This is a genomic window from Streptomyces sp. BBFR51 (assembly GCF_044591655.1).
In the GTDB taxonomy this organism is placed as follows: Bacteria; Actinomycetota; Actinomycetes; order Streptomycetales; family Streptomycetaceae; genus Streptomyces.
Map to the genome: position 1 here is coordinate 4,280,324 of NZ_CP172448.1, position 15,973 is coordinate 4,296,296.

The 15,973-nt window shown below is 70.5% G+C and carries 18 protein-coding genes, 1 tRNA gene and 1 pseudogene; 7 read left to right on the plus strand and 13 right to left on the minus strand.

Translation table 11 applies throughout. The features are described 5' to 3' along the window. Nucleotides 1-12 precede the first annotated feature (12 nt). Both ACGH7X_RS19455 and ACGH7X_RS19460 read left to right on the plus strand, forming a co-directional pair. Nucleotides 13-735: a DUF3566 domain-containing protein gene (locus ACGH7X_RS19455; protein ID WP_399886664.1), complete on the plus strand. Its 723-nt coding sequence runs from the start codon at nt 13-15 to the stop codon at nt 733-735. A gap of 100 nt (nt 736-835) precedes the next feature. Beyond that, nucleotides 836-912 (plus strand) — tRNA-Ile (locus ACGH7X_RS19460). A 285-nt stretch (nt 913-1,197) separates the two neighbouring features. Here the strand turns inward: ACGH7X_RS19460 and ACGH7X_RS19465 are convergent. The 11 genes and pseudogenes from ACGH7X_RS19465 to ACGH7X_RS19515 form a co-directional block, all read right to left on the minus strand. Beyond that, nucleotides 1,198-2,355 (minus strand): tyrosine-type recombinase/integrase, encoded by a 1,158-nt coding sequence (locus ACGH7X_RS19465; protein WP_399886665.1) that lies wholly within the window; start codon nt 2,353-2,355, stop codon nt 1,198-1,200. Then, a complete protein-coding gene (locus ACGH7X_RS19470; RefSeq protein WP_121701867.1) occupies nt 2,355-2,543 on the minus strand; it encodes a helix-turn-helix domain-containing protein in 189 nt (62 codons plus the stop codon). Before ACGH7X_RS19470 ends, ACGH7X_RS19465 begins: the two co-directional genes overlap by 1 nt. Next, nucleotides 2,540-3,931 carry a replication initiator protein RepSA gene (gene repSA / locus ACGH7X_RS19475; protein WP_399886666.1) on the minus strand — a complete coding sequence of 464 codons (1,392 nt, stop codon included), beginning with the start codon at nt 3,929-3,931 and terminating at the stop codon, nt 2,540-2,542. Before repSA ends, ACGH7X_RS19470 begins: the two co-directional genes overlap by 4 nt. Beyond that, the gene (locus tag ACGH7X_RS19480; RefSeq protein ID WP_399897769.1) at nt 3,928-4,107 is read right to left on the minus strand and encodes a hypothetical protein; all 180 of its coding nucleotides are present in this window, start codon (nt 4,105-4,107) and stop codon (nt 3,928-3,930) included. The genes repSA and ACGH7X_RS19480 overlap by 4 nt, the downstream gene beginning before the upstream one ends. Further along, complete coding sequence (locus ACGH7X_RS19485; protein ID WP_399886667.1) at nt 4,104-4,283, minus strand: hypothetical protein; 180 nt, start codon at nt 4,281-4,283, stop codon at nt 4,104-4,106. Before ACGH7X_RS19485 ends, ACGH7X_RS19480 begins: the two co-directional genes overlap by 4 nt. A 91-nt stretch (nt 4,284-4,374) precedes the next feature. After that, on the minus strand, nt 4,375-4,671 hold the full coding sequence (locus tag ACGH7X_RS19490) for a hypothetical protein (RefSeq protein WP_399886668.1): 297 nt from the start codon (nt 4,669-4,671) through the stop codon (nt 4,375-4,377). Nucleotides 4,672-4,684: 13 nt separating this feature from the next. Next, on the minus strand, nt 4,685-4,867 hold the full coding sequence (locus ACGH7X_RS19495) for a mobile element transfer protein (protein ID WP_108987213.1): 183 nt from the start codon (nt 4,865-4,867) through the stop codon (nt 4,685-4,687). A 15-nt stretch (nt 4,868-4,882) separates the two neighbouring features. Next, on the minus strand, nt 4,883-5,530 hold the full coding sequence (locus tag ACGH7X_RS19500) for a DUF2637 domain-containing protein (protein ID WP_399886669.1): 648 nt from the start codon (nt 5,528-5,530) through the stop codon (nt 4,883-4,885). Between the two features lie 23 nt (nt 5,531-5,553). Beyond that, on the minus strand, nt 5,554-5,724 hold the full coding sequence (locus ACGH7X_RS19505; RefSeq protein ID WP_399886670.1) for a hypothetical protein: 171 nt from the start codon (nt 5,722-5,724) through the stop codon (nt 5,554-5,556). A 22-nt stretch (nt 5,725-5,746) separates the two neighbouring features. Beyond that, nucleotides 5,747-7,076, minus strand: a pseudogene (locus tag ACGH7X_RS19510) (FtsK/SpoIIIE domain-containing protein). A 2-nt stretch (nt 7,077-7,078) separates the two neighbouring features. Next, nucleotides 7,079-7,408 (minus strand): hypothetical protein, encoded by a 330-nt coding sequence (locus ACGH7X_RS19515; RefSeq protein WP_399886672.1) that lies wholly within the window; start codon nt 7,406-7,408, stop codon nt 7,079-7,081. Between the two features lie 159 nt (nt 7,409-7,567). On the opposite strand from ACGH7X_RS19515, the gene ACGH7X_RS19520 reads away from it, so the two are divergent. Both ACGH7X_RS19520 and ACGH7X_RS19525 read left to right on the plus strand, forming a co-directional pair. Then, complete coding sequence (locus tag ACGH7X_RS19520; RefSeq protein ID WP_399886673.1) at nt 7,568-8,362, plus strand: GntR family transcriptional regulator; 795 nt, start codon at nt 7,568-7,570, stop codon at nt 8,360-8,362. Then, nucleotides 8,359-9,024, plus strand: coding sequence for a YdcF family protein (locus tag ACGH7X_RS19525; protein ID WP_399886674.1), 666 nt, complete (start codon nt 8,359-8,361; stop codon nt 9,022-9,024). Before ACGH7X_RS19520 ends, ACGH7X_RS19525 begins: the two co-directional genes overlap by 4 nt. Nucleotides 9,025-9,064: 40 nt before the next feature. Here the strand turns inward: ACGH7X_RS19525 and ACGH7X_RS19530 are convergent, their stop codons facing one another. Continuing rightward, nucleotides 9,065-9,193, minus strand: coding sequence for a hypothetical protein (locus tag ACGH7X_RS19530; protein WP_399886675.1), 129 nt, complete (start codon nt 9,191-9,193; stop codon nt 9,065-9,067). Nucleotides 9,194-9,529: 336 nt separating this feature from the next. On the opposite strand from ACGH7X_RS19530, the gene ACGH7X_RS19535 reads away from it, so the two are divergent. Next, entirely contained in the window at nt 9,530-9,724 is a 195-nt protein-coding gene (locus ACGH7X_RS19535; protein WP_399886676.1) for a hypothetical protein, read from the plus strand. Between the two features lie 428 nt (nt 9,725-10,152). Here ACGH7X_RS19535 and ACGH7X_RS19540 read toward each other — a convergent pair whose 3' ends face one another. Further along, nucleotides 10,153-14,328: a hypothetical protein gene (locus ACGH7X_RS19540; protein WP_399886677.1), complete on the minus strand. Its 4,176-nt coding sequence runs from the start codon at nt 14,326-14,328 to the stop codon at nt 10,153-10,155. Between the two features lie 502 nt (nt 14,329-14,830). On the opposite strand from ACGH7X_RS19540, the gene ACGH7X_RS19545 reads away from it, so the two are divergent. Then, a complete protein-coding gene (locus ACGH7X_RS19545; RefSeq protein WP_399886678.1) occupies nt 14,831-15,025 on the plus strand; it encodes a ferredoxin in 195 nt (64 codons plus the stop codon). A 62-nt stretch (nt 15,026-15,087) separates the two neighbouring features. Beyond that, entirely contained in the window at nt 15,088-15,963 is an 876-nt protein-coding gene (locus tag ACGH7X_RS19550) for an FkbM family methyltransferase (protein WP_399897172.1), read from the plus strand. The last annotated feature ends 10 nt before the right edge of the window (nt 15,964-15,973 follow it).

Genomic DNA, 15,973 nt, shown 5'->3' on the forward strand with positions numbered 1-15,973 from the left:
GAGAGAGTCATCGTGAGCGGAGCCACGGGCGCCGGATCGGCCGGTACCCCCACGGGTACGGAAACGGGCGGCGGCGGCCGTGGCTCAGCCGCGCGTGCGACGGATTCGCACACGACTCAACTGCGCAAGATCGACGAGGGAGCGACCGATTCGTACTCGGCGAGCTCGTCCAAGACGCATGGATCCCAGGGGGGAACTGTGACGGACACCCGAGGCCAGCAGACTCAGGCGGCCTCGCCGCTGCCGGGAGAACGGCAGCCCCAGCAGCAGGGCGGGCCGTACCACCCGCCGCAGGCCTACCAGACCCAGGGCGGCAACGCGTCCGCCGTGCGCCGCCCGCGCACCGGCGCCCGCACCACGCCCCGCGTCCGCAAGGCACGCCTGCGCGTGTCGAAGGCCGACCCGTGGTCGGTGATGAAGGTCAGCTTCCTGCTCTCCATCGCGCTCGGCATCTGCACCATCGTCGCGTCCGCCGTGCTGTGGATGGTCATGGACGCCATGGGCGTCTTCTCGACGGTCGGCGGCACGATCGCCGAGGCCACAGGATCGAACGAGTCCAACGGCTTCGACCTGCAGTCCTTCCTTTCGCTGCCCAACGTGCTGCTGTTCACGACGGTCATCGCGGTCATCGACGTCGTCCTCGCGACGGCCCTGGCCACGCTCGGCGCGTTCATCTACAACCTGTCCGCCGGCTTCGTCGGCGGCGTGGAGCTGACGCTCGCCGAGGACGAGTGATCCTCGCTCCGAGGCCCCGCGACAACCGATTTTGGGACTGCCCGCCTCGTGCGCTAATCTTCAGGAGTCAGCGCGCGGGACATACACCGCAGAGCGCGGCGGGGCTATAGCTCAGTTGGTTAGAGCGCATCCCTGATAAGGATGAGGCCACAGGTTCAAATCCTGTTAGCCCCACCAGCGAAAAGACCCCCAGCCGGTTGCTGCTGGGGGTCTTTGACATCCACGGCTGACATCAACGGCTGTCATGGAACCGGCCTCAGCTTCCCAGCGTCGTGCTTGGTACGGATGCTGCGCTGAGGAGGACTGTGGAAGGCGATCCGCCATGGTGGGGGATCTTCGTGATCTCGGCTGGAGTGACAGTGGTTCTTGGGGCGATCTTTCTGTCCATGGTTGCCACAGTCGCTCTCAGCGTGATCTGGGTGCGCAGCAGGTTCCGGCGCCGCCGCCCATCCAGCGGACACGTCAGCCAATGAGCGGATCTTCCAGGAGTTCGGCGAGCATGCCGACCGCTTCCCGCTCGCTGTCGCCGACCACGTGCGTGTAGATGTCCATGGTCATGCTGATCTGACTGTGCCGGAGGATCGCCTGAGCCACCTTGGGGTGCACCTTCAGGAAGGCGAGCAGGGTCCCGCAGGTGTGCCGGGCGAGGCGGACCGTGATCCGGCGGACGCCGGCGCGCTTGACGAGGCGATCGAAGGTGCGGGAGAAGCCCACCGGGTCGATCATGCCGCCGTGCTCGGAGGAGAAGATCAGGTCATGGTCCGGCTCCTGCGACCAGTGCTCACCGGCGATCTTCCGTTCCAGCGCTTGCAGCTCGCGCCGCTCATCCAGGACACGGGCGCAAAACTCGGGGAGTGGGAGCACGGCCTGTGAGGATTCCGTCTTGAGGTCCTTGAGGACCAGGCCCACGCCCTTGACCCGCTGCACCTGCTTGACCGGGGTGAAGCGGCCGGCCTCGAAGTCGATGTCCTGCCAGCGCAGCCCGAGCACCTCGCTTCGGCGGAGGCCGAGGACCAGGACGAGGACGCAGGCCGCGTAGAGCCGGTGGGCACGCACCGAGCGGAGGAAGGCGATCGCCTCGCGGGCGTTCCACGCCGTGCCCCTGTCCTTGCTGACCTTGGGCATGTCGACCAGGAGAGCGACGTTCCGCGTGATCAGCTCCTCGCGCATGGCCCGGTTGAGGGCGTTGCGGAGCACGCGCAGGACCTCGAAGCGGGCCGAGGCGCCGACCTTCTCCCGGGTCAGCGCGGCCATGAACGCTCGGATCTGCGCCGGGGTGAGCTTGACCAACGGCTTTTTGCCGAGGTGAGGCAGCAGGTACAGCCGCACCTTGGACTCGTACTTCACGTACGTGTTGTGCTCACGCTCCGGCGAGACGATGTGCTCCAGCCAGTAGGCCAGCCACTCGCCGAGCGTCCAGGACCGGGAGGGCACGGGGATGCCGTTCCGCTCCTGATCCTGGAGCTTGCCCAGCTTCTCGTTCGCCTCATCCCACGTCCGGCCGTATACGTACTTGCGCACCCGGTTGCCGTCCGTGTCGGTCACGTACGCGGCACCCTGGTACCGGCCATCGGACCGCTTGGTGATCGTGCCGCCGCCGTTGGGCCGACGCTTCGCCATCAGGCAGCCTCCCCGATCTGACCAACGATGAAGTCGCGGACCGCGTGGTCCGGGATACGGCGGCAGCCGTCGACTTTGATGGACACGAGGCGGTGGGTCCGGATCAGGTCGTAGACCTTGGTACGGCCCACCTTCAGCCGCGCCATGACCTCAGGCACGGTCAGCAGCTCCGGGACAGCGGTGGTCATGTAGCGGCTCCTTCCAGGTCGAGCAGGGCGGGTAGTTCCTCACGGGCCGTCTCGCGGTTGTGCTGGATGTCGCGGCGGATGTTGGCGGCAAGCCAGGATTCGCCGGGGGTGTGGCCGTGGCCGGCGTAGGTCCAGTGGGCGAGGGTGAGCGTGGTGGCGTCCTCGTCGTCGGGATCGGGCAGGCCGAGGGCGGCTCGTTGCTGGGCGGCGCGGTAGTCGGCGCGGGTCTGGCGCAGTTCGCCGAGGGTGGTCGAGTAGCGGCGGGACTTCGTGGAGAAGTGGCCGCGGAAGCCGAGCATGTGGGCCCAGTCGCGCAGCTTGCGGTCCGGGTAGAGCGCGTGGAGGTCGAGGCACGCGGCGATGAGCCGGGCGGGGTGGTCGGGAACGCCGAGCAGGACGAGCGCGTCTTTGCTGCCGATCCGGCGGTCTACGGTGCCGGTGGTCTCGGCCGCTTTCGTGGCGTACTTGGCGACGTAGGAGGCGACCGCCTGTTCGGTGATGTCCTCGCCGTCGCCGAAGGCCCGGATGGGGCGCACGTCGAGCTGAGTGCCCCAACGCAGGGTGCGGGCGGGCTGGTCGCCGGAGGGGGCTACGTCGACTTCCACGCGGGCGGCGGCGGCGTGGATCGCGTCGGTGAGCAGGTCGAGGGTGGCCCACGCCGGAGGAGGCGAGTCGGGCCCGTCCGGACCGTCGAAGCGGACGACTGCATGGAAGTGCACGGCGCCGCGCTTCTGGTACTCGGCGACTTTCCCGAAGGACACCCGGGACTGTTCCTTGGCTTCCTTCTGCGTGAGGCCGGCGCGCTTGGCGATCTCGCGGCGCAGGTAGATCGTGAAGTAGCGCCACAGCTCGGAGGCGTGGTTGTTCCACAGCACAGCGCCCGCGTAGTCGTACGTGTCGGGGTCAAGCGGGGTGCCCAGCTCGGGAGCGTCCTCGCCGTGGCGGACACCGCAGCGGCAGGGCCGGTTGCCGGGCCGGTTGTGGACCGGGCCGAACGAGGGGGCGGTGAGGGTGGCGAACACCCGCGGGTGGTCCCGGATCGTGTGCGGGGTGCCCTTGGTCGGGTCGCCGACGAGGCCGGCCCGGATCAGGTGGTAGGTGTCGCCGGCGTAGGTCCAGGCGCAGGAGGGGCAGCGGGAAGCCCGCCGGTTGCCGCACGCGAGGCGGAGCCGGCCGCCCGGCTCGGTGTCGGTCGAGTAGGAGTGCAGCACCTGCCCGGTGGTGGCGTCGCGGGTGACGGTTGAGCCTTGCAGGTGGATCGGGTCGGAGCAGCCGCCGGTGCGGCGGATCTGGTCTTGGATGCGGTCGAAGCCGGTGGACCCGGCCAGCCTCAGCACGTCGGTGAGGGTGGCCGGGTCCAGGCCCGCCGCGGCGGGGACGTTCGTCACGCGTCGTCCTCCGTCACGGTGTGGCGGTCAATCCAGTCCTCCGCGCAGACCTTGTGCACGGGCTTTCCGCGGTCGGAGCGCAGCGGGGTGGGCTTGTCGCACAGGACGCACGGCTTGTCACCGCTGGAGTCGAAGTGCTTGGCAGAGCGCCAGTCGAGGAGAGCCACCGCGATCACCGACCCGTCCGGGCGAGGGCCGTGGGGGCGGTGTGGCCGGTGCCCTGGCAGGCCGGGCAGGTGACCCGGAGGGTGGCGCGGGTGCCGTCCGGGTGTCGGGCACCGGTGGTGATGGCGGCGGTGGCGAAGCCGTCGCAGTCGCGGCAGACGCGCGTGTTCGAGGCGTGCTGAGGCATGATGAGGCTTCCCTTTCGGGTCCGTTGGATCTGGATGGGCGAGCCGTCCGGGGCGGCGGAAACTTGGCGGTTGAGGCCGCCCCGGCCGGTGCTACTTGCGCTTGCGGGTCTTGTGCTTGGACGTGCGGTTGATCGTGTAGCTGAGTCCGCCGGTGGCCGACAGGACTCCGATGGCCGCGCCGGCGACGACCTGGACGACGAAGGCGATCACCAGCAGCACCGCGACCGATCCGGTGAGGACGACGAGCGTCAGGACGATCGGGCCCTTGTAGGAGCGCGGAGCCTCATGGACGATCACGACGCGTCGCATGTCGGTGCCGGGCGGGATCTGCCGGTAGAGGTCGGCGGGAATGTGTCCGGCGCGGATCTGATCTTCGGGCAACTGCATGGCGTGCCTCCTTTCAGGTGCAGCGGTGGGTGCGGGCGGCGAGTTCAGCGGCCGACCGGTCGCCGTATTCGTTGGAGAAACCGCACTTGGGAGCGGTGCAGGCGGCGGTGTGCCGGGTCTGGCCGCGGCCGTTGTTGAACGAGGCCACTTGGACCGGGCCGATGCGGATCACGTCGTAGAAGCGGTTCGGGCGCACGCGGGTCACCTCCTTTCAGGCGAGTTGGGCGACGATCGCGCCGGCGAGGTCTTCCGGGACGCCGAGGCGAGCGCGCAGGGTGGCGGTGTCAATGTCCGTTCCGGTCCGGGTGCGGTGCTCGGTGGCGACCTTCCGGGCATGGTCGACCAGCGCAGGCGGAACCGCGGGGACCGAAGCCAGGGCTTCCGGCAGGGCCGGGGCAGGCTCCGGGGTCGGGATTTCTGAGGCCGGTTCGCGAACCGAAGGGCGGTCGACGACCGGCACGGACCGGGGCGCAGGTTCCGGGCCCGGTGCGGGGGCCGGGTCGGTCGGGGTGTGGGCGAGCAGGGTGCCGCCGAGGAAGGCCAAGGCGGGCCAGCCGGCGACGAGGATGCGCAGCCAGGCCGGAACCTGTTCGAGGTCGAGGAGCCCGGCGGTGGCGATGTTCGCGCCGAGGGAGGCGACCAGGGCGACCAGGAACCAGAACCAGGCCAGCTTCGAGCGTTCGGTGCGCAGCCGACGCCACACGGCGACCAGGAGCAGGTCGACGGAGACGGGATAGGCCCAGGCCTTCCATCCGGTCTGTCCGGCCGCTTCGGCAAGGTCGTGCAGGTGGGCGAAGGACAGAGCCCCGGCGATCACGGCCTGGATGAGTACGGCGTCGATGCGGATCGAGCGGAACACGACTCTTCACCTCCCCTCTGGGATCAGTCGGAGGCCGGGATCTCGCCGGCGCCGAAGCAGTTCAGGCACATGCCGGTTTGCTGGCCGACCGTCCTGCGCTTGCGTCCGACGCGGACGGAACGGGAGACCTCCCCCGTGCCCTTGCAGGACGGACACGGCACGGTCGTGGGCTTGGCGGTCTTGCGCGCAGTCATGAGCGATCCCCCGTTTCCGAGGTCAGGGTCTCGGGGCGATCAGCGGCGGGTCGGTGGACGCCGGCGGCACCCATCGGCGGCCGGAACGGGGCCAGGAACGGCAGCTCCGGGGTGAGGTGGGCGAACTCCCGGCACACGGCGGCCGCTTCAGCCGGCGAGGTCTCCGGGGTGCGGATGCGGGACCAGCCACCGGAGGTGTCACCGGCCACCGCGACACCGGGGCGATCGGCGCGGATCGAGGTTGCCGCCATCACCGCATCCGGCGCGATGTCGCCCAGGCCCATCTCGGCGGTCTGCTTGTCGTTGACGCGGTGGACCACACGGCCGGTGAGCTGGGCACGAAGCGCGGTGGCGCCCCTGCCGAGGTCGGAGCCGAAGCGCTGCCCGCAGACCTCCAGGTAGATGCCGATCGCGCGGGCCATCTGCCCCAGCCGGACCAGTTGCATGACCGTCCGGTCCCGTGCCGCTTCCTCCTTCTTGGAGGTGACGAAGAACAGCTCTGCCACCTCGTCGATCAGGACGACCAGCGGCACCGGCCGCAGCTTCGCGGGCAGGTCCCACACGTCCGAGACGCCGTGCAGGGCGAGGAGATCGAACCGCTCACTCATCTCCAGGACCAGCGCGTCTATCAGCCGTCCGGCCATGTCCGGATCGGTGGCCAGGGCGGAGAGGCGAGGCGCGTAGCGGCTGTGCTCGACACCGCGCTTGCAGTCGATGCCGATCAATCCGACCGGGAGCTTCGCCAGGCCCTTGACCAAGTTCCGTTGGTACACGGACTTGCCGGACTGGTTCGCACCCAGAGTCAGCGCCATCGGAACCGCGCGGTAGTCCCGTTCGAAGACCGTGCCGTCCTCCCGCAGCGCCACCGGAACGACCAGGCCACGAGGCTGAGCGGAGCGCGGGAGACGGACGCGGCGCAGCACGTCGTAGCCCGTCATCCGCAGTTCCACGTAGCCGGGCTTGGTCTCCGTCACGTTGACCGACTGCACGCCGAACGCGTGGCGCAGCCGCTCCGAGGAGGTGGCCACGTCGGCGGGCTCCAGGCCGGCCGGGAGGCGCAGCGTGATGCGCAGTCCGGTCGAGGTGGGCCGGACCCGGCGGACCTTCGGCGGCACCGGCCGCACCTCACGACGGGACAGGTTGCGCGTCATGAAGGCCCGCAGTCCGGACGGCTGCACCGTGAGCCCGCACACCTCCATCGTGGACGCGTACGAGAAGGTGAACCGGCCCCACGTCAGCGGCAGGCCCACCGTCGACCAGTACAGGCGCGGTGCCCGGTGCTTCGCGTAGCCGACACCGCCGGCACCCGCTAAGGCGCCCGTGGCCTCCAGCCACATCGTCAGGTCAGCCATGATCAGGCCGCCGAGGTGATCGCGACTGCGCGGAACGAGATCCCGTGCCGCTTCTGGCCGTTGAACTCGTTCTCCCAGTCACGCGCCTTGAGGCCGACCACCCGCACCGGCATGCCCGGGGCGAGACCCTCCGGGTAGCCCGTCTCCGGGATGGTGACCTGGTAGAGGTTGCCCTCCCCCTCGTCCGAAACGAGCAGGCCCACGGTCGATAGGCCCGCGCCGGTGTCCCGGTCGACGGCCCGCTCACCGGTCTTCTTGTTGGCCATCTTCGGTTCCGGCGCGGTTGCCACGAACACGATGGCGGTCGAAACGTCGATCTTGAAGGACGGCATCAGAACTCCCTGTTTGACGACGGAGCAGCTCAATAGGAGCCGCGCGCCTCCCGCTGTCCTAGGACTGCGAGCGACAAGAGAGATATTGCACCGCAGTCCTAGGACTGTCAACAGTCCTAGGACTATGTTTCACTGGACCTCGTAGAGAGGGGTTGCGTGATGGCGCCGAAGTGGCGGGAGCTGGCGGACAAGCTGGCTGAGCAGATCGAGAGGGGTGACTACGCCCCGGGCCAGCAGTTGCCGCACATCAGGGAGCTGGTCGAGGCCGGCGAAGGCTCCAAGGCGACCGTTCACGCTGCCTATAAAGCGCTGGAAGCCGAGGGGCTGGTCACCTCATCCCGAGGTCACGGCACGGTTGTTCGGCAGCAAGTCCCGCTTAAACGACTCGGCATCGCCAGGTACGACAAGGCGAAGTGGCGCGACGGCGACGAGGTGGCGTTCATTGCGGACCGTGTGGCTTCGGGACGGGCGTACCGCCGCAACGAGCAGACCCAGACGGTCAGCCTTGTTGAAGCGTCGGCAGAGGTGGCAGCCGCGCACGGCCTGTCAGTGGGCGCCCCGGTCTACGCCCGCGCACGGCTCGTCAAGGAGGGTGACCAGCCGACGCACACTCTGACCAGCTACTACCGGCCCGAGCATGTCGAAGGCACGCGCATCGTTGACCCGACACCAGGCCCCGCCGGCCGGGGTGGTGGCTTTCGCGTGCTGTACGACGCGGGTTACGAGATCGATCACATGCAGGAGAGGATCTTTGCTCGGGCGCCGAAGGCCGACGAAGTGAGTCTCCTGCAACTGCCGCCCGGGGAGCCGATCGTCGAGCTGCACCGCACCACCTACACGGCGGACGGCACCGTGGTGGAGTTCGCCATCGGCGTGCACGCTGCGTCACGCTTCGCCTGGGAGTACGACTTCAAGGTGCCGGACTCGGCGGAGAGCAGGGAAGACCAGCAGTGATCTCAACGCAGAATTGGGCCGATACGCGACTTCTGTGGGAGTACCACCAGATGGGCCACACACCCCGGCCCTGTTCTGTCGCAATCGGGCTCGGCAGTCACGACCTGGGCGTCGCCGACACGGCGGCCGAACTGTACGAGCGCGGCATGGCTCCACTGATCGTATTTACCGGCGCCACCAGCCCCACCACGCGAGAACGCATGCCACGAGGTGAGGCGGTCCACTACCGAGAGCGCGCGCTTGAGCTTGGCGTCCCCAGCTCAGCCGTTCTGGTGGAGCCGCGGGCGAGGAACACGGGCGACAACATCCGCTTCTCGCGCGAGCTGTTGAAGGAGGCCGGCATTGAGGTGTCCTCGGTCTTGCTGATCAGCAAGCCGTACGAGGAGCGGCGGGCGTACGCCACGGCGCGCAAGCTGTGGCCCGAAGTTGAGATCGTCAGCGCGTCCAGCCCGATGACGCTGAACGAGTACGTCGACTCCATCGGTGACGCCCGCACGGTGATCGACATGCTCGTTGGCGCGCTACAGCGTCTGTTGGTCTACCCGGATCAGGGCTTCCTGATCAGCCAATCCGTACCCGCCGACGTGATCGAGGCGTACGAGCGCCTTTGCCAAGCCGGATTCACGAGCCGACTCCTGACCACCGGTGCACCCTCGTCCTGACCAGGCAACGACGTGAGCTGTTACAGGTTTCTCTACCTCATCAAGCCCCGGCTGCGCTCCGCTCCGCCGGGCGCGCGTCGGCGGCGGCTGCGCCCGCGCTCCTGCCTTCGGCCCGCTCGGCGCTGCCGCCGCCGACGCGCGCCCACATGTGGATAGGGCCGGTAGCCATGAGTCGATCACCGTATAGTGCGGCCCACGGTCAAGGCGATGCCTCCGGCGGGGGATCGCCCGGCACCGGGATGGAGGGGGCGCCGTTCCCGGCTGCGGGTCCGTAGTGGCGTGCGCGGGGAGCGCCCATCCCGACCACCATCGACCCAGGCAAAGCCGAGCAGACGCGGCCCATGGCGTCCAGGTCGTTCGTACAGTGGCGCGCTCCACCTGGACGCCATGAACCACGCCCGCTCCACGGTGTGTGGGTCGACGGCGGACGGGATGGGCGCTAGGGACAGTGGTGGGCTGGGGAAAGGAGTCGGCCGCGCCATCTATGCTTTGGAGCAGGGGTGCCATGACCGATGGAGATTGGTACGACGACAGCGACTACGAGAGCGCAGTCAAACGGTCCGAGCGGGTGACTCGGGTGGGATGGACCGCGATTCTGGGCGTGACGGGAGTGGTCGGCGTTGCCGCGATCGCTGCCGTTGTGGTCTGCCTGGCCGCGGTCGTCGGCGGCGTCTATGTCGTCATGGTCGCCAACCGGTAGCACGTCACTCAGCTTGTCAAGAGAGCCTTGCTGGTCTGACACCAATGCCTGACACCAACAGCCACGGACAGTGGCGATCGGCGTCGGATGCCAGCGGCCGAGGAGCCCGGGCGCAGAACGGATTTACCAAGGTTCCTGGCTACCCGTGATTGACCTGATAAGGATGAGGCCACAGGTTCAAATCCTGTTAGCCCCACCAGCATGAAGACCCCCAGCCGGATTCGGTTGGGGGTTTTTGGTGTCTGGGGTTCTCGGGACTGCCGCGAAGTGCGGGGCGGTGGGTGTGAAAAGACCCGACCGCTGGCGACGGGGGATGCGCCAGCGGTCGGGCTGTGGCCAAGGCTAACAAGGCCGGGTGCGTGGCGGGTGCCGACTGGTCGGTCGGGCATCGGTGATGTGACAGGGATCACGTGCTTCCTGGGGGGTGTTCAGGGGTCGCACGGCGGGTCGTACTCCAGGCGTGGCAGGTACTCGTGCCACTTCTCCTTGGTCAGCACGCCCCGGGTGGCGGAGCAGATGCGGTCGATGGCGTCGTCCACTCCCAGGCTCCACAGCCGGACGGTGTCCGTGCCGCTGGACACCCCGAGCATGTGGCTCACGGGGCTGAAGGACAGGAAGTTGCCCGTCTTGGCGTTGGGGCTCATCGCCTGGCCGAGGGGAGCGGCCCCGGCGGGTGAGGTGACGTTCCAGAGCCGGACCGTGTTGTCGTTGGCGCCGCTGGCGAGGGTGTCGCCGTCCTGGCTGAACGTCAGCGACACCACCGAGTCGGTGTGTCCGGCGAGAGCGGACTCCGCGGCGGACCCGTCGCCCGGGTCGGTGATGTCCCACAGGCGGACCGTGCCGTCGTCGCTGCCGCTGGCCAGGGCGTGGCCGTCGGGGCTGTAGGCGACGACGTTGACGGGCCCGAGGTGCCCGGAACGGGGTGCGCCGAGGCGGGTCGCGTGGTCGGGGTCGGTGACGTCCCAGAGCTGGACGGTGTCGTCCGCGCTGCCGCTGGCGAGGGTGCGGCCGTCCGGGCTGAAGGCGAGGGTGTTGACGTACCCGGTGTGACCGGTGAGCGGCTTGCCGAGGCGGCGGGGGCGGGACGGGTCGTCGATGTTCCACAACTGGATGGTGCGGTCGTCGTGGGCCGTGGCCAGGGTGTGGCCGTCGGGCCCGAACGCCAGTGTGTCGGGGCCCGCGTAGCGGGTGTCCAGCGCCACCGGTGGTCCGTGCGCGGTGGGCCGGGCCGGGTCCGTGACGTCCCACAGCTGGAGCGCGCGGCCTCCTGTGAGCACCGCGAGCGTGTGGCCGTCCGGGGAGAACACCAGCGACCGGATGTCGCCCTCGCCGGGCCTGAAGGGCGCGCTCAGCGACACGGGCCGGCCGGGGTTCGCCACGTTCCACAGCCGGACTCTGCCGTCGCGGGCCGCCGTGGCCAGTACCCGCCCGTCCGGGCGGAAGGCACCGGTGCGGCCGATCATGTCCGACGTCGGCAGCGACCACAGGCGGACCTTGCTGTCACCGTTGCCGGTGGCGAGGGTGCGGCCGTCGGGGCTGAAGCCGAGCGCGTACATCTCGCCGCTGCTTCCGGCGAGGGGCACGCCGACCTGCGAGGGGTAGGCCGGGTCGCTGACGTTCCACAGGCTCGCCGTGCTGTCCGCGCTGCTCGCGGCGAGCGTGGCGCCGTCGGGGCTGAAGGCCACGGCCCATATGGGGCCGCTGTGGCCGGTGAGCGGTGCGCCTACGGGCTTCGCACGGTCCGGGTCGCGCACGTCCCAGAGCTGGACGGTGTCGTCCGCGCTGCCGCTGGCGAGGGTGCGGCCGTCGGGGCTGAACGCCACGGAGTGCACCAGGCCGCTGTGCCCGGTCAGCGGTGCGCCGACCGGTTCGGGGCGGGAGGGGTCGGCCACGTCCCAGAGCCGGACCTTGTCGTCGTCGCCGCCGGCCGCGAGCGTGTGGCCGTCGGGGCTGAACGCCACCGCGCGCACCGCCGCGCTGGACCCGGTCAGGGTGTCGAGCGCTGTCGGACGGCGCGGGTCGGCCACGTTCCACAGGCGGACGGCGTGGTCGTCGTGGGCGGAGGCCAGGGTGCGGCCGTCCGGGCTGAACGCGAGCAGGTAGACGGTGCCTCCGTGACCGGGCACGGGAGTACCGAGCGGGCGTGGGTGGCCGGGGTCGCGCACGTCCCACATCCGGATCGTGCCGTCGTCGGAGGCGCTGGCCAGGGTGCGGCCGTCCGGGCTGAAGATCGCGGTGCTCACCCAGCTGGTGTGTCCGGTGAGGGGCTTGCCCAGCGGTTGGGGACGCGCCGGGTCCGAGACGTCCCACAGCCGCACCGTCCGGTCGTAGCTGGCCGTCGCCAGGGTCCGTCCGTCGGGGCTGAAGGAGGTGAGGTAGACGGCGCCCGTGTGCCCGAGGAGCGGGGTGGCCAGTGGGGCGTTCACGATCGAGATCAGCCGGTTCCTGACGTCCTCGTCGTCCGGCCGCAGGCGGTGCGCCGCCAGGTCGAGCTGGGCCGACAGCGACGGGTCCGTGTCCTGGACCCGGTCCGCCTCCGCGACCACCTGCTCGAACACGGCGTCGTTGCGCTGCTGCCAGGCGATCACCGCCGAACCGACCGCCACGAGGGCCAGGACGACCAGCGCCGAGACCGCGGCGCGACTGATCAGGACGGTGCGCCTGCGCAGCCTGACCGCGGCGGCGAGGAACTCCACCGCGCTGCGGGTCAGGAACGTGTCGTCGGCCGACTCCGCCCAGCCGCTCGCCTGCGCCAGCCGGGAACCCCGGTAGAGCAGGGAGGCGTCGCGCTCGGACTCCTCCCAGGCCAGGCCGTCCTCCTCAAGACGCTGGCGCAGCAGGTTGCCGGCGCGGTCCTCGTCGATCCAGTCGCGCAGCCGGGGCCAGGCGTGGAGCAGCGCTTCGTGGGTGATCTCCACGGTGTCCGCGTCGAGTGTCACCAGCCGGGCCCGCACCAGCGCCTCGAGGGACTCCTCGGTCTTGCCCGGGTCCCCCGACTCCTCGGCCAGCCGGCGCCGCGTACTGCGCCTGCGGGTGGCCTGGGTGTCCTCGCTCAGCCGGACCAGCCTGAGCAGCAGCAGCCTCGCGGCCGCGCGGGCCGCCGGGTCCAGGCCCGACCAGGCACGCTCGGCGGTCGCGGCCACCGCGCCCTGGATCCCGCCGGCCGCGCGGTACCCGGCCAGGGTCAGCCGGCCCGCCTTGCGCCGCTGCCAGGTGGCGAGCAGGGCGTGGGAGAGCAGCGGCAGCACGCCCGCGTCGTGCGCCCCGCGTGGGCCGTCGGTGCTCACCTCGCGGATGATCAGCTCGGCGAGCCCCGGTTCGAGTTCCATGCCGACGGCCCTGGCCGGAGCGGTCACCGCCTCGCGCAGTTCCGCGGTGGTCAGCGGCCCGAGCACCATGTGCCGGTGTTGCAGCGCGTCGGCCAGCTCGGGATGGCGCAGGCACTGGTCGTAGAAGTCGGCGCGTACGCCCAGCGTCACCAGCACGGGTGCCGCGCTCCGCGCGTCGCCGGGCACGCAGGCGGCCTGGAGGAGCCGGATGAACAGGCGCCGGTCCGTCTCGTCGGCGCAGAGCGTGAACAGCTCCTCGAACTGGTCCACGATGACGACCGGAGGGGGGTCCGGCGGGGCGTCGCCGCGCGCCGCCCATGCAGTGAAGGCCGCCCTGGCGGCGTCCTCGGTCCGCGGATCGTCGGCGTCCGCCTTCTCGGCCTTCGCGCTCTTCTCCCCTTTTTCCAGGGTCTGGGCGGTTTCTCCGGTTTCCCCGGTTTCCCCGTCCAGGTCGCCCGGTGCCGCCGCCTGCCTCGCGGCGCGGACGACCGGCGCGAGCTGCGGTATCAGTCGGGTCAGCTCTCCGAGTGGGTCGGCCCCCGGCACGAGCTGGAGGACCTCCCTGGCCTCCCCGGCTTCGCCGGCCTGTCCGGACTCCCCGGCCTCTCCGGACACCCCGGTGTCCCCGTCCTCCCGGGGCGGCCCGTCCGCCGCGTCAGGCGCGCCGTCGCGCAGGGCGGGCACCAGGCCGGCGTGCAGCAGGGAGGACTTCCCCGCCCCGGAGGCGCCTACGAGCATGACCAGCCCGCCCGTGTCCCGCGCCGCGTGGAGCTGGGTGACGAGGGCCTGCGTGCTCCGTTCCCGCCCGAAGAACCAGCCGGCGTCCTGCCTGCGGTAGGCGGCCAGCCCCCGGTAGGGGCAGACCCCGCCGCTGGCGGCCGGAGTCTCGGCAGGGGGCTGTTCCTCCGCCGCGGGCGGCGCGGGGCGTTCGGCGGTCGGGTCGGCCACCGCCCGCTCCCACAGGCGCTGCCACTGGGTCAGGTCGTAGAGACCGGCGGAGACCGGTACGGGCCGCGCCCGCCGCGCCTGCGGGACGAGTACGTGCAGGACCGCCGCGAGGGCGGGGAACTGGGCGGGCACGTTCTTGGCCCGCCGCCAGTCGCTGATCCGCTGGGCGGAGACCCGTACGGGCCGCCCCCGTTCGTCGACCCGCTGGAGCCGGACGACGGCCTCGGACACGCGTTTGAGGGGAGGGTTGCCCGCCTCCCTGTACAGCAGTGCGAGGCGTTCCGCGAAGGCCGTGCGTGCCCCTGAGTCGAAACTCAAGGTCTCCACTCCTTACTTCCCCCGCACCTGGACGTCCGGACCGGAAAACTCACTCTATACGCCTGACCTGCGACTACATCGGCGTCATGATTCCGGAACCTCCTCTGCGGCGACCACAGGTGGCAGGATCGCACCGCAGTGGCGAGGCGGTCTCGCGGCACCCTGACAGGTCAGCGGCCCAGCGCTCGAAGTGTCACCCCACGTGACCGCATGTTCTCGGTCAGTTTTCGGTGGCCAGACCCTTTCCGACCCGTTCCGGTATCGCACGCGAAAACGGCGCCGGCATGGTTTGGCACCGGTCCCCACGAGGGGAGGGACCGGAGCCAAACCATGCCGACGCGTACGTGGGGCCCCGGAACGTCACCGGTGCCGTTCGCGCCACTCCTCCAGGCCGCCGCCGGCCAACGGGCAGGCGCCCGCCAACGGGTAGGCGGACGGGACGGATTCGGCGCGCCGATCCGCGGGCAGTCACGTCGTGAAGACTCCGACATCGACCGCCGCTGGAGTGCGTATGAGGATCTCCGTCGACCCCGAGCAGTGTTACGGCTCCGGCGACTGCGTCCACCGGGCCCCGTCCGTCTTCACCCAGGTGGACGGCCTCGGTGCCGTCATACCCGGCCGGGAGCACGACGTCGACGCCCCGCGGGTGCGCGAGGCGGCCGAGGGATGTCCGTCCGCCGCGATCACCATCACGGCAGGGGACTGAGCATCCGAGGCGGACCGAGCGGTTCCGTGCCACATGCCCTGGTCACCCTCGCCGCCCGGTACGTGCGCAACGGCCCCGGCACCTTCGGGAAGGCGGCCCTCGCCGCGCGCCTGGTCGACCCGCAGCTGCGCGAGCACCCCCGCAGGAGAGTCGTCGAAGCGCGTTCCGGCGGTCTGTTCGCCGTGGACACGCAGGACCTCATCCAGCGGTACCTGTACCTCTTCGGCGCCTGGGAGCCGCACATGACGGGCTGGCTGCGGCGCCGGCTGCGACCGGGGGACGGCTTCGTCGACGTCGGGGCCAACATCGGCGTCTTCAGCGTCCTCGCGGCCCAACTGGTCGGTGCCGCGGGCCGGGTCGTCGCGATCGAGGCGTCCCCCGAGCTGCACCGCCGTCTGGTGGGGCACGCGCGGCTCAACGCCCTCGGGAACATCCGCGCGCTGAACGCCGCCGTCTCGGACCGGTCCAGGACGCTGACCTTCGTGCTCGCCAGCTCACGGAACACGGGGGCGAACAGCATCGTCCCGTACGACGGCCCGGCGGAGTCCAGCTTCGAGATGGAGGCCAGGACGCTGCCGGACCTGCTCGGCCCGGCGGAGATCGCGAACGCCCGGGTGATCAAGATCGACGTCGAGGGCGCGGAGGGGAGCGTCGTGCGCGGTCTGGCACCGATGCTGGGCGATCTGCGGTCCGACGCGGAGATCAGCGTCGAGGTGGCGCCCGAGCGCATGGCCCGGCTCGGGGACTCCGTCGACGACCTGCTGGGGGTCATGCGTGACGCCGGGTTCCACGTGTACCGGCTGGCCAACGACTACGCGCCGGGGAGCTACCCCTCGGCGCTGAGCCATGAGCCCCTGGCGCCGGTCCGCTGGCGCGGGCCGGTGACCGAGGAAAGCGACCTGGTCTTCTCGCGGGTCGACGCGGAGAGGCTTCCCTGACCCCCGGGAC

What these genes read in the sequence shown, in the direction of transcription:
- ACGH7X_RS19520 (WP_399886673.1), top strand. Translation starts at nt 7,568, where the DNA reads ATGGCGCCGAAGTGGCGGGAGCTGGCGGACAAGCTGGCTGAGCAGATC.
- ACGH7X_RS19465 (WP_399886665.1), bottom strand. Translation starts at nt 2,355, where the DNA reads ATGGCGAAGCGTCGGCCCAACGGCGGCGGCACGATCACCAAGCGGTCC.
- ACGH7X_RS19530 (WP_399886675.1), bottom strand. Translation starts at nt 9,193, where the DNA reads ATGGCTACCGGCCCTATCCACATGTGGGCGCGCGTCGGCGGCGGCAGC.
- ACGH7X_RS19490 (WP_399886668.1), bottom strand. Translation starts at nt 4,671, where the DNA reads ATGCAGTTGCCCGAAGATCAGATCCGCGCCGGACACATTCCCGCCGAC.
- ACGH7X_RS19545 (WP_399886678.1), top strand. Translation starts at nt 14,831, where the DNA reads ATGAGGATCTCCGTCGACCCCGAGCAGTGTTACGGCTCCGGCGACTGC.
- ACGH7X_RS19470 (WP_121701867.1), bottom strand. Translation starts at nt 2,543, where the DNA reads ATGACCACCGCTGTCCCGGAGCTGCTGACCGTGCCTGAGGTCATGGCG.
- ACGH7X_RS19505 (WP_399886670.1), bottom strand. Translation starts at nt 5,724, where the DNA reads ATGACTGCGCGCAAGACCGCCAAGCCCACGACCGTGCCGTGTCCGTCC.
- ACGH7X_RS19535 (WP_399886676.1), top strand. Translation starts at nt 9,530, where the DNA reads ATGACCGATGGAGATTGGTACGACGACAGCGACTACGAGAGCGCAGTC.
- ACGH7X_RS19485 (WP_399886667.1), bottom strand. Translation starts at nt 4,283, where the DNA reads ATGCCTCAGCACGCCTCGAACACGCGCGTCTGCCGCGACTGCGACGGC.
- ACGH7X_RS19515 (WP_399886672.1), bottom strand. Translation starts at nt 7,408, where the DNA reads ATGCCGTCCTTCAAGATCGACGTTTCGACCGCCATCGTGTTCGTGGCA.